Source organism: Bacteroides sp. K03, assembly GCF_019734355.1.
In the GTDB taxonomy this organism is placed as follows: Bacteria; Bacteroidota; Bacteroidia; order Bacteroidales; family Bacteroidaceae; genus Bacteroides; species Bacteroides nordii.
The window spans coordinates 490,445-505,394 of the sequence record NZ_JAASHC010000003.1; the positions used below are offsets into that span (position 1 = coordinate 490,445).

The 14,950-nt window shown below is 43.8% G+C and carries 12 protein-coding genes; 9 read left to right on the plus strand and 3 right to left on the minus strand.

Features of this window, described 5'->3' with window-relative positions:
- Positions 1-51 precede the first annotated feature (51 nt).
- From HCG69_RS04455 to HCG69_RS04465, 3 genes are all read left to right on the plus strand, one after another.
- Positions 52-1,386, plus strand: coding sequence for a glutamate synthase subunit beta (locus HCG69_RS04455; protein ID WP_221649019.1), 1,335 nt, complete (start codon positions 52-54; stop codon positions 1,384-1,386).
- 158 nt (positions 1,387-1,544) lie between these two features.
- Positions 1,545-3,209: an asparagine synthase B gene (gene asnB, locus HCG69_RS04460; RefSeq protein ID WP_221649020.1), complete on the plus strand. Its 1,665-nt coding sequence runs from the start codon at positions 1,545-1,547 to the stop codon at positions 3,207-3,209.
- Between the two features lie 389 nt (positions 3,210-3,598).
- Positions 3,599-4,360: a glycerophosphodiester phosphodiesterase family protein gene (locus HCG69_RS04465; RefSeq protein WP_195348982.1), complete on the plus strand. Its 762-nt coding sequence runs from the start codon at positions 3,599-3,601 to the stop codon at positions 4,358-4,360.
- Positions 4,361-4,656: 296 nt separating this feature from the next.
- Here the strand turns inward: HCG69_RS04465 and HCG69_RS04470 are convergent, their stop codons facing one another.
- Positions 4,657-4,953, minus strand: coding sequence for a thioredoxin family protein (locus HCG69_RS04470; RefSeq protein ID WP_002560828.1), 297 nt, complete (start codon positions 4,951-4,953; stop codon positions 4,657-4,659).
- 441 nt (positions 4,954-5,394) lie between these two features.
- Between HCG69_RS04470 and dapF the strand changes: the two genes are divergently transcribed.
- From dapF to HCG69_RS04500, 6 genes are all read left to right on the plus strand, one after another.
- On the plus strand, positions 5,395-6,204 hold the full coding sequence (gene dapF / locus HCG69_RS04475) for a diaminopimelate epimerase (protein ID WP_221649021.1): 810 nt from the start codon (positions 5,395-5,397) through the stop codon (positions 6,202-6,204).
- Positions 6,205-6,256: 52 nt separating this feature from the next.
- Positions 6,257-7,489, plus strand: a complete 1,233-nt coding sequence (locus HCG69_RS04480) for an LL-diaminopimelate aminotransferase (protein ID WP_221649022.1) — start codon at positions 6,257-6,259, stop codon at positions 7,487-7,489.
- A 154-nt stretch (positions 7,490-7,643) separates the two neighbouring features.
- A complete protein-coding gene (locus HCG69_RS04485; protein WP_221649023.1) occupies positions 7,644-8,357 on the plus strand; it encodes a hypothetical protein in 714 nt (237 codons plus the stop codon).
- Positions 8,358-8,391: 34 nt separating this feature from the next.
- Positions 8,392-8,748, plus strand: a complete 357-nt coding sequence (locus tag HCG69_RS04490) for a P-II family nitrogen regulator (RefSeq protein WP_221649024.1) — start codon at positions 8,392-8,394, stop codon at positions 8,746-8,748.
- A 74-nt stretch (positions 8,749-8,822) separates the two neighbouring features.
- The gene (locus HCG69_RS04495) at positions 8,823-10,265 is read left to right on the plus strand and encodes an ammonium transporter (protein ID WP_221649025.1); all 1,443 of its coding nucleotides are present in this window, start codon (positions 8,823-8,825) and stop codon (positions 10,263-10,265) included.
- Positions 10,266-10,301: 36 nt separating this feature from the next.
- Positions 10,302-12,491, plus strand: coding sequence for a glutamine synthetase III (locus HCG69_RS04500; RefSeq protein ID WP_221649026.1), 2,190 nt, complete (start codon positions 10,302-10,304; stop codon positions 12,489-12,491).
- A 192-nt stretch (positions 12,492-12,683) separates the two neighbouring features.
- Here the strand turns inward: HCG69_RS04500 and HCG69_RS04505 are convergent, their stop codons facing one another.
- Positions 12,684-13,250, minus strand: coding sequence for an HdeD family acid-resistance protein (locus HCG69_RS04505; protein ID WP_221649027.1), 567 nt, complete (start codon positions 13,248-13,250; stop codon positions 12,684-12,686).
- A 318-nt stretch (positions 13,251-13,568) separates the two neighbouring features.
- Positions 13,569-14,714 (minus strand): iron-containing alcohol dehydrogenase, encoded by a 1,146-nt coding sequence (locus HCG69_RS04510; RefSeq protein ID WP_221649028.1) that lies wholly within the window; start codon positions 14,712-14,714, stop codon positions 13,569-13,571.
- Between the last annotated feature and the right edge of the window lie 236 nt (positions 14,715-14,950).

Genomic DNA, 14,950 nt, shown 5'->3' on the forward strand with positions numbered 1-14,950 from the left:
CTTACCACTAATCACTTATCGCTTATCACTAATCACTAATTCATTATCATCATGGGAGATCCTAAAGCATTTTTAACCATACGCCGTCAGGAGGCCGGATATCGCCCCGTATATGAACGTATCACTGACTATAGTGAAGTAGAACAAACCCTTAACACCCACGACCGTAAGCTACAAGCATCACGCTGTATGGACTGTGGTGTACCCTTCTGCCACTGGGCATGCCCGCTGGGTAACAAACAGCCTGAGTGGCAAGACGCCCTCTACAAAGGAAAGTGGAAGGAAGCTTATGAAATACTGGCTGCCACGTGTGACTTTCCGGAGTTTACAGGGCGTATCTGTCCGGCACTTTGTGAGAAAAGTTGTGTATTGAAACTGTCTTGTGATGAACCTGTGACTATCCGGGAGAACGAGGCAGCTATCATAGAAGCTGCTTTCCGGGAAGGATATGTCATGCCGGTAATGCCACAACGCAATGGAAAACAGGTAGCTGTGATTGGTGCAGGCCCTGCCGGACTGGCAGCAGCCAACCAACTAAACCGGAAAGGGTACACCGTCACTCTGTTCGACAAGGCAGAGGCTCCGGGAGGACTGCTACGTTTCGGTATCCCCAACTTCAAACTGAACAAGAATATCATAGACCGCCGTATCAAACTACTTAAAGCAGAGGGTATCCGTTTTGAAATGAATACAACCATAGATCCCACCCATCTGCCGGAAGGGTTCGACGCATACTGCATCTGTACCGGAGCAGAGACGCCACGAGATCTTCTTATCCCGGGTCGTGAATTGAAAGGTATACATTTCGCCTTGGAAATGCTTTCGCAACAGAACCGGATTGTGGAAGGACAAACTTTCTCTAAAGACAAACTGGTAAGTGCAAAAGGAAAAAAAGTACTTGTTATCGGTGGTGGCGATACCGGATCGGACTGTATCGGAACCAGTATACGGCAGGGAGCTATCAGTGTGACACAGATAGAGATCATGCCACAGCCACCCGTTGGGCACAATGACGCTACTCCATGGCCGCAATGGCCGGTAGTACTCAAAACGACTTCTTCACACGAAGAAGGTTGTATCCGCCGCTGGTCGCTCACTTCCAACCAATTCATTGGCAAAAATGGTAAAGTAACCGGTGTAGAAGTTGAACAAGTGGAATGGACACCTTCTGCTGATGGAGGACGCCCCACGATGGTACCAACCGGAAAGAAAGAGATTATCGAAGCCGATATAGTATTGCTTGCAATGGGATTCCTCAAACCGGAACAGCCAACATTCCCCAAGAATGTATTCATCGCCGGTGATGCAGCAACCGGAGCAAGCCTTGTTGTACGTGCCATGGCGGGAGGACGAAAAATTGCTGCTGAGATAGATAAAACGATCTGATTTACGATTGGACAATTTACGATTTACGATTGAAGTTACTACAAGTAATCGTAAATCATCAATCGTAAATCAAAGTAACATCAATCGTAAATCGTCCAATCGTAAATCAAAGTAATTTCAATCGTATATCGTAAATCGTAAAATCGTAAATCAAAGTTATGTGTGGAATAGTAGGTATATTCAAGATTAAGAGCCAATCAGAAGAGTTGCGGAACAAAGCGTTACGCATGGCACAAAAAATTCGTCATCGTGGTCCGGATTGGAGTGGTATTTACACCGGAGGCAGTGCGATCCTTGCACACGAACGCCTTTCCATTGTAGATCCGCAAAGTGGAGGACAGCCCCTTTACTCCCCCAATCGTAAACAAATTCTTGCCGTTAACGGCGAAATCTATAATCACCGTGAAATACGTACCCGGTATGCCGGATGCTATGAATTCCGGACAGGTAGTGACTGCGAAGTCATTCTGGCACTTTACCAGGACAAAGGCATTCATTTCCTCGAAGAGTTGAACGGCATCTTCGCTTTTGCTCTTTACGATGAAGAACGGGATGAATTCCTTATCGCCCGTGACCCTGTCGGCGTAATACCTCTTTATATAGGACATGATGCAGATGGAACAATCTACGTAGCCAGTGAACTGAAAGCTCTTGAAGGTTTCTGTGACGAATACGAACCATTCCTTCCCGGCCATTATTTTTATAGTAAAGAGGGAAAAATGAAACAATGGTACACCCGCGACTGGACAGACTATGAAGCAGTAAAAAACAACCCTGCCTCTGTAACCGACTTACACGATGCACTTGAAGAAGCCGTACACCGCCAATTAATGAGCGATGTGCCTTATGGCGTGTTACTGAGCGGAGGGTTGGATTCTTCAGTGATCTCAGCCATAGCCAAGAAATATGCTGCCAAACGTATCGAAACCGATGGAGCCAGTGATGCCTGGTGGCCACAGCTCCACTCCTTTGCAATCGGTCTGAAAGGAGCCCCCGATCTTATCAAAGCCCGCGAAGTTGCCGAATATATCGGAACCGTACATCACGAAATAAATTACACCATTCAGGAAGGTCTCGATGCACTTCGTGATGTTATCTACTTTATCGAAACATACGACGTTACCACCGTTCGTGCCTCTACCCCAATGTATCTGCTGGGACGCGTTATCAAATCAATGGGAATCAAAATGGTACTTAGTGGTGAAGGAGCAGATGAGATATTCGGCGGTTATCTCTACTTCCACAAAGCACCCGACGCCCATGCCTTCCATGATGAAACCGTTCGTAAACTCTCCAAACTGTATCTTTATGATTGCCTGCGTGCCAACAAAAGTTTGTCGGCCTGGGGAGTAGAAGGACGCGTTCCATTCCTCGATAAAGAGTTTCTGGATGTTGCCATGCGCCTCAACCCGAAAGCTAAAATGGCTCCGGGCAAAGTGATAGAAAAGAAAATTGTGCGTGAAGCCTTTGCAGATATGTTGCCCGAAAGTGTAGCATGGAGACAAAAAGAACAGTTCAGTGACGGAGTAGGCTACAGTTGGATTGATACATTGAAAGCAATCACTGCCACCGCTATAAGTGATGAACAAATGGCAAAGGCGGCAGACCGTTTCCCGGTCAACACACCGCAGAATAAAGAAGAATATTATTACCGAAGCATCTTCGAAGAACACTTCCCCAGTGCATCGGCGGCAAGAAGTGTACCAAGTGTACCAAGCGTAGCTTGCTCCACAGCAGAAGCACTGGCATGGGACGCTTCCTTCCAGGGCAAGAATGAACCAAGCGGACGAGCCGTAAAAGATGTGCACGAAGAGGCTTACTAACTAATAATGTGAATCAGTAGTTGGATATTCAGTTCAAAGTTATTCAGAAGTGAACTGAACTCACCACAGAGTTTCACAGAGTACTATTTATCTGATGAAACGCAGATTAGCGCAAATAAACGCAGATTAAAAGACTATAGTTCTTTATCATCTTGTTTTCCATTTGCGAAAATCTGCGTTCATCTGCGTTTCAATGAACTATCACACGGCGTACCTTTCCATGCGGAATAGGAAATGCCTCAGGAGCATTGTAATATTCCTGTAATTCCATTCTCCCTATCAGTCCATTTATATCCACTCTTTTCACACAAATTCGCAATCCATAACTTGCAATTCATAATATCTTCTTTACCTTTGTCTCACTCTACCAACTCACAGAATTATATAGTATGAAAATAAAGAAAATCCTTCTTACCTCCGCCCTGGTTCTCTCAACTTACAGTGCAATAGCTCAAACCCAGGTTATCGCCCATCGTGGTTACTGGAAAACAGATGGTTCGGCACAAAACAGTATCGCTGCCCTTCTGAAGGCTGATTCTATCGGTTGCTACGGTTCCGAATTTGATGTGTGGCTCACAGCTGATGATAAGCTGGTGGTGAATCATGATCCTATTTTCAAACTAAAAAGCATGGAACGTTCCACGGCTGCAACACTTACCTCACTCAAACTGGACAATGGTGAACAGCTCCCCACACTGGAACAATATCTCAAAGCTGCCAAGAAAACCAAAACACAACTCATCCTCGAACTAAAAGCGCATAGCAGACCCGAACGCGAAACGCTGGCTGTTGAAAAAATAGTAAATATGGTCAAGAAGTTAGGATTGGAAAAGAGAATGGAGTACATTACCTTTTCATTGCATGCCACCAAAGAGTTTATCCGGTTGGCACCTGCCGGTACGCCTGTATTCTATCTGGATGGAAAATTAACCCCGAAAGAATTAAAAGAAATGGGATGTGCCGGACCGGATTATCATCTGAGTGTTTTCCAGAGACATCCCGAATGGATCAAAGAATGTCATGACCTGGGGCTGAAAGTTAATGCCTGGACAGTAAACAAACCCAAAGATATGAAATGGCTCATCGAAAAGAATATAGATTTCATTACTACGAACGAGCCGATTTTATTGCAGGAGAAGGTGAGAAATTAGTGATTAGTGATTAGTGATTAGTGGGCTGCGCTATTATTTGCATTAATCACTCCTTCACTAATCGCTAATCACTCCTTCGCTAATCACTAATCACCCTTCACTAATCGCTAATCACTCCTTCGCTAATCACTAATCACCCTTCACTAATCGCTAATCACTCCTTCACTAATCACTAATCACCCTTCACTAATCGCTAATCACTCCTTCGCTAATCACTAATCACCCTTCACTAATCACTAATCACCCTTCACTAATCACTAATCACTCCTTCGCTAATCACTAATTTCTCCTATTTCTCAGAACTCCGATAACACCAGCCGGAGCTGATCAACGGTCAATTCGCCTATCTGCCTCCATAACTCCTTACCTCTATGCAGTAAAACGAATGCCGGCACAGTTCCTATATTATAAGAATCGGCCACTGCTTTATCGGTCTCAATATTTACTTCAATAAGTTCAACTACTCTTTTCTCATACTCATTGATAGCCGGTTCCAGCCAATTATAATGGGGAGCCCAGTCGGCATAAAAGAAAATCAAAACCAAGTGACTGGTTTGAGCTGCTGCCTCTAATTGTTTGGTTACATCATCCATTGTTTATTGTTTTTTTATAATTATACCCCACATTAACAAAAGCAATAAGAAAAGGTTTCACTATAACTGGTTTTATAACGAATATAAGCCCGATTTATAATCACATTAAGACAATAATCAGCGTAATATCCTTTCATTTTGTCAATTCCATAGTACCCCTTTTTGTTCCCAAAACACCTCAATTGATCTAAATCAAGTATTCAAACCTCTCATATATAACGGAAGAATATGCAAAACAAAACTCCTCTATAATAGTTTATTAGTATATCATTCTTTTATATTTCAAATTACAAGTATAAACACCCCTATTTAACAAAATTGAAAGACTCAATAAAATAAATAGATATTAGATATATATTTAAGCAAAATATAAAGCAAAAAGACATACCTTTGCATTGTATTAAGACAAAAGGATATATCAATTGACAAATAAAGAGCAAAATGATAAAAAGAATTCAATTCACTAAAATGCATGGAGCAGGCAATGATTATATCTATATAGATACTACCAGATACCCGGTCACAAATCCGGAGAAGAAAGCCATTGAATGGAGTGCATACCACACGGGAATAGGAAGCGACGGACTTGTTTTGATTGGCACTTCTGATAAAGCAGATTTCAGTATGCGCATTTTCAATGCAGACGGTTCGGAAGCAATGATGTGTGGCAATGCAAGCCGGTGTATAGGCAAATACTTATTCGAATATGGATTGACCAGCAGAACGGCCATTACTCTGGATACGCTCTCAGGCATCAAAATACTAAAACTTAATGTAGAAAACGAAACAGTAACGGCTGTAACAGTAGATATGGGAGAACCGTCGGAGACAGGAATCATTGACTTCAGCGATACATATTCATATGTTTCTACCAAAGTATCTATGGGAAATCCGCATCTGGTAACTTTTGTGGAGGATATTAACGGAATAGACCTCCAAAAGATTGGTCCGGAGCTGGAAAACAACCCACTTTTCCCCGACCGTACCAACGTAGAATTTGCACAGGTATTAGACGATCATAAAATAAGAATGCGTGTGTGGGAAAGAGGTTCGGGGATTACCCAAGCCTGTGGAACAGGAGCTTGTGCCACTGCCGTAGCTGCCGTCATAAGAGGTAAAGCCGGACGAAAATCAGATATTATCATGGATGGCGGAACGCTGACCATCGAATGGGATGAGAAAACGAATCACGTGTTTATGACTGGTCCCGCAACAAAGGTTTTTGACGGAACAATAGAAACAGAAGAATAAAAGAGAATAAGAGAGAGAGTATATAAAACGATAAACTTAAAACAACAACAATATGGCACTTGTAAACGAACATTTCCTGAAATTACCGGGAAGTTATTTATTCTCGGATATTGCGAAAAAGGTAAATACATTCAGGATCACACACCCGAAGCAAGACATTATCCGCCTGGGTATCGGAGATGTCACCCGTCCATTGCCTCCGGCCTGTATCGAAGCAATGCACAAAGCCGTAGAAGAATTGGCTCATGCCGAAACCTTCCATGGATATGGTCCGGAACAGGGATACGACTTCCTTATCGAAGCCGTTATCAAAAATGACTATGCATCCCGGGGAATTCACTTTTCCAACTCAGAAATATTCATCAGTGACGGAGCCAAAAGTGATACGGGAAACATCGGGGATATTCTGCGCCATGACAACAGCGTAGGAGTTACAGACCCTATTTATCCGGTATACATAGACAGCAATGTGATGTGTGGACGCGCAGGCGTATTGGAAGAAGATAGTGGTAAATGGAGTAACGTGACGTACATGCCTTGTACAAGCGAAAACAATTTCATCCCGGAGATACCCGATAAACGTATCGACATTGTGTACCTCTGCTACCCTAACAACCCGACAGGGACAACGCTAACCAAAGCAGAACTGAAGAAATGGGTGGACTATGCACTGGCCAATGATACGCTGATATTGTTTGATGCAGCCTACGAAGCATATATCCGGGAACCAGACGTCCCACACTCCATTTACGAAATCAAAGGAGCCAAAAAATGCGCCATTGAATTCCGAAGCTTCTCAAAGACGGCAGGCTTCACCGGAGTACGTTGCGGATATACCGTAGTGCCCAAAGAACTGACGGCAGCCACTCTCGGAGGAGACCGCATCCCTCTGAACCGCCTATGGAATCGCCGGCAATGTACAAAATTCAACGGTACCTCTTATATCACCCAACGGGCTGCTGAAGCGATTTACACCCCGGAAGGAAAAAAGCAGATACAAGAGACCATAGATTATTATATGACCAATGCCCATATCATGAAAGAGGGACTTGAAAGCACCGGACTAAAAGTTTACGGAGGGGTAAATGCTCCCTATCTTTGGGTTAAAACCCCGAACGGAGCAAGTTCGTGGAAGTTCTTCGACCAGCTGCTCTACGAAGCCAACGTAGTAGGTACACCGGGTATAGGTTTTGGCCCAAGCGGAGAAGGATATATCCGCCTCACAGCATTTGGTGAACGCAATGATTGTATCGAAGCTATGAGAAGAATAAAAAACTGGCTGTAAAGTCATTGAAAATTAGAAATTAAAACAATCCCCTACCCCCGTAACTCTAATTTTCAATATATAATTTTTAATTTACAAAGATAATATTAGCGCGCTACTATATAACAGTTGGACCGTACATCCACAATTTTTCTAATTTAAAGGTAAAAAGACGATGAAAACGACGATTAACAAAAAATTAGGGGGAGTAGCAGTAGCGATAGTTGGAATGCTCATTCCAACAACCACAATGGCACAAGACAAATTTGAGGTTTCACTGGGAGCCGACGTAGTAAACAAATACGTATGGCGTGGTTTCGACCAAGGCTCCGGTGCCTCTGTTCAACCTTCTTTAGGGCTGGCCTATAAAGGAGTATCACTGTCGGCATGGGGAAGCACCAGCATCACAGATCTCGAACCAAAAGAATTCGACATCACGTTAGGTTACAGCATTGGTGGATTGGGTATTACAGTGACAGACTACTGGTGGTCCGGCGAAAGCGGTAAATATGGCTATTATAAAGACAGCCATTATTTTGAAGGTGCATTGAGTTACCATTTCGGAGAAAAAGTCCCTCTGACTCTGTCCGTAGCAACCATGTTTGCCGGAGCAGATAAGAACCCGGAGGACAACCAGAACTTCTCCACTTACTTCAATGCCTCGTATGATATCACCTGTCCGGGAGACATCACATTGACTCCCTCCATCGGTGTATCAACTAAATCTTATTTATACACAGGTGAGAAGATCAGCGGCCTCACGGATATCTCGCTGAAGGCAGCCAGATCAATCAAAGTAACAGATAGTTTTTCTATCCCAATCTTTGTACAGGCCACCGTATCACCCGCTATGGACAAGACATATCTGGTGTTCGGCATGAGTTTCTAAAAGAAATACAAAACACACTAATTCAAGAAGGTATATGAAAAAGATTGAAGCTATTATCCGTAAAACCAAATTCGAGGAAGTGAAAGATGCGCTTCTGGATGCAGACATTGAGTGGTTCTCTTACTATGACGTAAGAGGTATAGGCAAAGCACGCCAGGGACGTATTTACCGTGGTGTGGTATATGACACAAGCTCTATTGAGCGAATTCTTATTTCGATTGTAGTACGTGACAAGAATACAGAAAAGACCGTTCAGGCGATTGTCAGATCAGCACAAACCGGAGAGATCGGAGACGGACGTATTTTTGTTATTCCGATAGAAGATGCTATCCGCATCCGCACAGGAGAGCGAGGCGACATTGCTCTCTATAATGCCGAACAGGAACGATAGCACGGCGTGACCGGATTCCTGATACGGACCATTAGAAAATAAAGAAAGTAGTACAATTCAAAGACATCAAAATTATGGATACATATAGAAAGCACAGCATTACAAAGCTGTGGTTGGCCAGTGCTATGCTTTTTGCACTGTGCTTCGCAACAGAAACACTCGCTCAGGATACAACCCTTGTAGACGCTACAACAATAACAACTGCTGTAACGGAAACAATCACTACGGCAACAGAAACTCCGGTTACGGAAACTGCACCGGATACAATAGGAGAATTGGCTAACGGACTGAACACCGTATGGATGTTATTGGCGGCAATGCTGGTATTCTTCATGCAACCGGGGTTTGCACTGGTAGAAGCCGGATTCACAAGGGTAAAGAACACCGCCAATATTCTAATGAAGAACTTTGTCGATTTCATGTTCGGTTCGTTACTCTACTGGTTCATCGGTTTCGGACTGATGTTCGGCGCAGGTGGATTCATCGGTATGCCCCACTTCTTCAACTTGTCGTTCTATGAAGGTGGCGGACTCCCTTCAGAGGGCTTTCTGATATTCCAGACTGTATTTTGTGCCACAGCAGCCACCATTGTCTCAGGAGCTATGGCCGAGCGTACTAAATTCTCTATGTACATCGTTTATACCATCTGCATCAGTGTATTGGTCTACCCTATTTCAGGGCACTGGACCTGGGGAGGGGGCTGGCTCATGAACGGTGAAGAAGGTTCATTTATGATGAACCTGTTCGGTACAACCTTCCACGATTTTGCCGGTTCAACCGTAGTTCACTCTGTCGGAGGCTGGATAGCATTGGTAGGTGCAGCTATTCTCGGTCCACGTATTGGCAAATATGGAAAAGACGGGAAATCAAAAGCCATTCCGGGACACAACCTGACGATTGCAGCATTGGGCGTATTTGTCCTGTGGTTCGGTTGGTTCGGTTTTAACCCCGGTTCTCAACTGGCAGCAGCTTCTACCCCCGATCAGATAGCAATTTCCCATGTATTTTTGACTACGAATCTGGCAGCTTGTGCCGGTGGTTTCTTCGCCCTCGTAGTGAGTTGGTGGAAATACGGAAAACCCTCTTTATCACTTACATTGAACGGTATCCTTGCCGGATTGGTAGGCATCACAGCCGGATGTGATTGTGTGTCGGCAGCAGGGGCTGTACTGATTGGTGCTATCTGTGGGGTTGTAATGATATTCTCGGTAGACTTCATTGACAAGGTGCTGAAAATAGACGACCCCGTAGGTGCAAGTTCCGTACATGGTGTTTGTGGTTTCTTAGGCACACTGCTCACCGGATTGTTCTCTACAAGCGAAGGAGTATTCTATACAGGTACTTTCGGATTCTTTGGAGCACAAGTATTTGGAGCAGTCATAGTAGGTTGCTGGGCAGCCGGCATGGGTTTTGTTATCTTCAAGCTGCTCGATAAAGTTCACGGATTACGTGTTCCGGCACGTGTCGAAGAAGAAGGTCTCGACATTTACGAGCACGGAGAATCAGCATATAACTAATCTATCATAATTCCATCAATCATAAATCAAAAGATTATGTCAAAACTAAGATTCAGAGTAGTAGAAACAGCTTTCAAGAAAAAAGCGGTAGAAGTGGTTCCTCCTTCGGAACGGCCTTCGGAGTACTTTGCAAAGTACGTATTCAACAAAGAAAAGATGTTCAGATACCTGTCAAGTAAGGTATACAACAAATTGATTGACGTTATTGACAATGGTGCTCCACTGGATCGCAGCATAGCCGATGAAGTAGCTGCCGGAATGAAAAAGTGGGCCAGCGAAATGGGAGTCACTCACTATACCCACTGGTTTGCTCCACTGAACGAAGGTACTGCCGAAAAACATGATGCCTTTATTGAACACGATGGCAAAGGAGGTGTAATGGAAGAATTCTCCGGCAAGTTACTTGTTCAGCAGGAGCCGGATGCCTCATCCTTCCCTAACGGAGGAATCCGTAATACTTTCGAAGCCCGTGGATACTCAGCCTGGGATCCTTCCTCACCTGCATTTATTGTAGATGATACATTGTGCATCCCAACTGTATTCATAGCGTATACAGGCGAAGCACTCGACTATAAAGCTCCGCTGCTGAAAGCCCTGAGAGCCGTAGATAAAGCAGCTGTCGACGTTTGCCATTATTTCAACCCGGAGGTAAAGAAAGTAATCGCCTATCTGGGATGGGAACAGGAATATTTCCTGGTAGACGAAGGTCTTTATGCCGCCCGCCCCGATTTGCTGATGACAGGACGTACACTCATGGGGCATGACAGTGCTAAGAATCAGCAACTGGAAGATCACTACTTCGGTGCCATTCCTACCCGTGTAGCGGCTTTTATGAAAGATCTCGAAATAGAAGCGCTTAAATTGGGTATCCCCGTAAAAACACGCCATAACGAAGTGGCACCCAACCAGTTTGAACTGGCTCCTATCTTTGAAGAATGCAATCTGGCAAATGACCACAACCTGCTCATCATGTCATTAATGCGCAAAATAAGTCGCCGCCACGGTTTCCGGGTATTATTACACGAAAAGCCATTCAAGGGAGTAAATGGTAGCGGTAAACACAACAACTGGTCACTGGGTACAGACACGGGCATTCTGTTAATGGCTCCGGGCAAGACTCCGGAAGACAACCTGCGCTTTGTGACATTCGTAGTGAATACACTAATGGCTGTTTACCACCACAACGGCTTACTGAAAGCATCTATCTCAAGTGCCACAAATGCCCATCGACTGGGAGCCAACGAAGCACCTCCTGCCATCATCTCTTCTTTCCTGGGCAAGCAATTGTCTCAGGTACTGGAACACATTGAAGAGAGTACCAAAGATGATCTGGTAAGCCTCAGTGGCAAACAAGGAATGAAACTTGACATTCCACAGATCCCGGAATTACTGATTGACAATACAGACCGTAACCGTACCTCACCTTTCGCCTTCACCGGAAACCGTTTTGAGTTTCGTGCCGTTGGCTCGGAAGCCAATTGTGCCAGTGCCATGATTGCCTTGAACTCTGCTATTGCCGCTCAGTTGAAGATGTTCAAAAAAGATGTAGATACACTGATAGAGAAAGGTGAACCCAAAGTTTCGGCCATCCTGGAAGTAATTCGTAAATACATCAAAGAGTGTAAAGCCATCCACTTTGACGGCAACGGATATAGTGACGAGTGGAAAGAAGAGGCTAAAAAAAGAGGATTGGACTGTGAAACCAGCGTTCCATTAATCTTCGACAATTATCTGAAACCGGAGACCATTGCCATGTTTGAAGCCACAGGCGTAATGACAAAGAAAGAGCTGGAAGCCCGGAATGAAGTGAAATGGGAAACCTATACCAAGAAAATCCAGATTGAAGCCCGTGTTTTGGGTGACCTGGCAATGAACCACATTATTCCGGTTGCAACGCAGTATCAAACGGATCTGATTGATAATGTGTATAAGATGCGCGCCCTCTTCCCGGAAGAGAAAGCCGCCAGACTATCTGCTAAAAATCTGGAACTTATCGAAGAAATAGCAGATCGTACAGCTTTCATAAAAGAGCATGTAGATGCTATGATCGAAGCTCGTAAAGTGGCAAACAAGATTGAAAGCGAACGCGAAAAAGCCATCGCTTATCATGATACCATAGTACCGGCCCTGGAAGAGATACGTTACCACATAGACAAACTGGAACTCATCGTTGACAACCAGATGTGGACGCTACCCAAATACCGAGAATTATTATTCATTAGATAGTGAATAGTGATTTAGCGATGAGTGATGAGTGATTAGTGATGAGTGATTAGTGATGAGTGATTAGTGCCATGCGGCATATAAGTACAGTATTAATCACTATTCACTAACCACTAATCACTATTCAAATATTTCTTTTGTTGGTTGTTTTAAGTTTGCAGGGGAGGATTGCCGTGAGGCAGGCCTCTTCTTTTTTTACTCTATTATCTTCGCATCCTCAATATCATCTGATATCGGTTTTCTGGGTTTATTGCGTGTAAACTTAAACCAGTTCACCAATTCAGATACCGCGTATATAAGGCTACTTACTCCGATAATCATAAATGCTGTATTGCGTGCTCCTGTCGGATTGAAAAGAGCCACAATACCTGCAAGCAGGATAAGAGAGGGTACCACATAAAACGCACCGGGAACTACCGTCCAGCGACGAGCCATTGAAAGCGAAGCTATCTGCTGCACACCTCCTAATATAAGGATAAAGCCAAGCAGGAACATCAATACATCGGCAAAGAATCCCGGCATTACCACCAACCAGAGACCGAAAAGCAAACTACCCGTTCCTTCAATCGGAAAACGACGTGAAACACCTTCCTCTGGTTTAGCTGCAAAATAACTGATAATAGAAATAAAACCGGGAATCAGGAATAACACACCAAGAGTAATAACAAGATACTGTACCGCAGCGTCGGGCCAAAGAACAAGTACCAGGCCAATAATCAATGCACAGACAGTACGGATAAGGGAATAATTCATTGTTTTCATATTTTTCTATATATTTTTAACGGGATACAACCCAATCTTTTTTGCGAATATAGGTGTTTCAGTTTACATATTAAAACAACAAACCAGTTTTGTAATAAGTTCATAGCAGAAATGTAACTTTTCTTACATCCTGCTTCCGTACTTTTGCTACAATAAATTTATAGACACTAAAGAGCCACCCTAAGTTATGACAAAGTGTACTAAGTACGTATTTAAGATAATAGGGCTTCATTGTCTTGCGAACAATGAAGCCCTATTATGTTGTAACTTTGTTATATAACAAAACGATTGTTTTAAAACATTGATAAGTACTACCTCTTAAATAGCACTTTCCAATATCTCTTTTGCCACTGCACCTGTTACATTTCCGTTCTCGCCATACTTCACTCCACGGGCATTAAAACGACGTTCTATTTCTTCAATCGTTTCTTTGCCGATCCCCTCTTCACTCAAACGGGTAGTGAGTCCCAAGGAACGGAAAAACTCTTCGGTACAGCGGATAGCCTCATCAATGCGTTCTTCTCTCGTACCGGACGTTATTCCCCACACGCGTTCACCATATTGCAGGATCTTGTCTCCTTTGAACCGACGAAGCACGCGCAAGGTAGCCGGATAAACAATGGCCAATGTATGCCCGTGCGTCAATCCGTGAAGAGCTGTCAGTTCATGCCCAATCATATGTGTAGCCCAGTCTTGCGATACTCCCATGGCTATAAAACCATTCAGTCCCATGGTAGCAGAAAGCATAAAATCTGCCATCAACTGGTAGTCATGCTGGTTCTCGCGAATCTGCGGAGCAATCTCTACAAGGGTTTGCAAAATACCTTCTGCCCAACGGTCCATAAGGCGGCTTTGACCGGGAGTAGTCATATATTGCTCTACTACGTGCACAAATGTATCGGCAATACCACAGGCTACCTGATGAGGAGGCAAAGTAAACGTCACCTCAGGATCAAGGATAGAAAAGAGCGGATAGTTGGCATAAAAAGGATATTTCTCCTTTGTTTCGTGACGGGAGATTACAGCCCCGTTATTCATTTCCGATCCTGTGGCAGGCAAAGTGAGTACGGTAGAAAGAGGCACGGTATTTGTCACCGGACGTCCGGCAGCCACAAGATCCCAGGCATCTCCATCATAAAGTAATCCGGCGGCTATCAATTTTGTTCCGTCAATGACGGAACCACCACCTACTGCCAACAGATAGTCAACTTTATGTTCTTTTCCAAGAGCAATGGCTTTACGCAACGTTTCGATAGCAGGGTTGGGTTCAATGCCCCAGAATTCTACTGTAAAATAATCTTTGAGAGCTTCTTTCACTTGGTCGTACACGCCGTTTTTCTTAACGCTTCCACCACCAAAAGTTATCATAATTCGTTTATCGGACGGAATTTCCTTACTCAATTGAGCAATCATCCCACGTCCCATAATGAGCTTGACGGGATTCTGAAAAATAAAGTTGTTCATAGGTTATTACTTCTTTAATAATGATAAGTGCAAAGATAACAATCCTACTGCGATATAGGAAGAATCTTTTATAAAAAGAGATTCATTCAAGACTGTACAGGAATGAAGCAGTTCACCACAGAGTAACACAGAGTTTAAATCTTTATTGAAACACAGAATTCTAAGACCTGCGCAAATATTTGTGCAGGTCTTAGAATTCTGTGTTAATCCGCGTTTTATCAGATAAATACTGCTCC

What these genes read in the sequence shown, in the direction of transcription:
- HCG69_RS04455 (WP_221649019.1), top strand. Translation starts at nt 52, where the DNA reads ATGGGAGATCCTAAAGCATTTTTAACCATACGCCGTCAGGAGGCCGGA.
- HCG69_RS04480 (WP_221649022.1), top strand. Translation starts at nt 6,257, where the DNA reads ATGGCACTTGTAAACGAACATTTCCTGAAATTACCGGGAAGTTATTTA.
- HCG69_RS04465 (WP_195348982.1), top strand. Translation starts at nt 3,599, where the DNA reads ATGAAAATAAAGAAAATCCTTCTTACCTCCGCCCTGGTTCTCTCAACT.
- HCG69_RS04485 (WP_221649023.1), top strand. Translation starts at nt 7,644, where the DNA reads ATGAAAACGACGATTAACAAAAAATTAGGGGGAGTAGCAGTAGCGATA.
- HCG69_RS04490 (WP_221649024.1), top strand. Translation starts at nt 8,392, where the DNA reads ATGAAAAAGATTGAAGCTATTATCCGTAAAACCAAATTCGAGGAAGTG.
- asnB (WP_221649020.1), top strand. Translation starts at nt 1,545, where the DNA reads ATGTGTGGAATAGTAGGTATATTCAAGATTAAGAGCCAATCAGAAGAG.
- HCG69_RS04495 (WP_221649025.1), top strand. Translation starts at nt 8,823, where the DNA reads ATGGATACATATAGAAAGCACAGCATTACAAAGCTGTGGTTGGCCAGT.
- dapF (WP_221649021.1), top strand. Translation starts at nt 5,395, where the DNA reads ATGATAAAAAGAATTCAATTCACTAAAATGCATGGAGCAGGCAATGAT.
- HCG69_RS04500 (WP_221649026.1), top strand. Translation starts at nt 10,302, where the DNA reads ATGTCAAAACTAAGATTCAGAGTAGTAGAAACAGCTTTCAAGAAAAAA.
- HCG69_RS04505 (WP_221649027.1), bottom strand. Translation starts at nt 13,250, where the DNA reads ATGAAAACAATGAATTATTCCCTTATCCGTACTGTCTGTGCATTGATT.
- HCG69_RS04470 (WP_002560828.1), bottom strand. Translation starts at nt 4,953, where the DNA reads ATGGATGATGTAACCAAACAATTAGAGGCAGCAGCTCAAACCAGTCAC.
- HCG69_RS04510 (WP_221649028.1), bottom strand. Translation starts at nt 14,714, where the DNA reads ATGAACAACTTTATTTTTCAGAATCCCGTCAAGCTCATTATGGGACGT.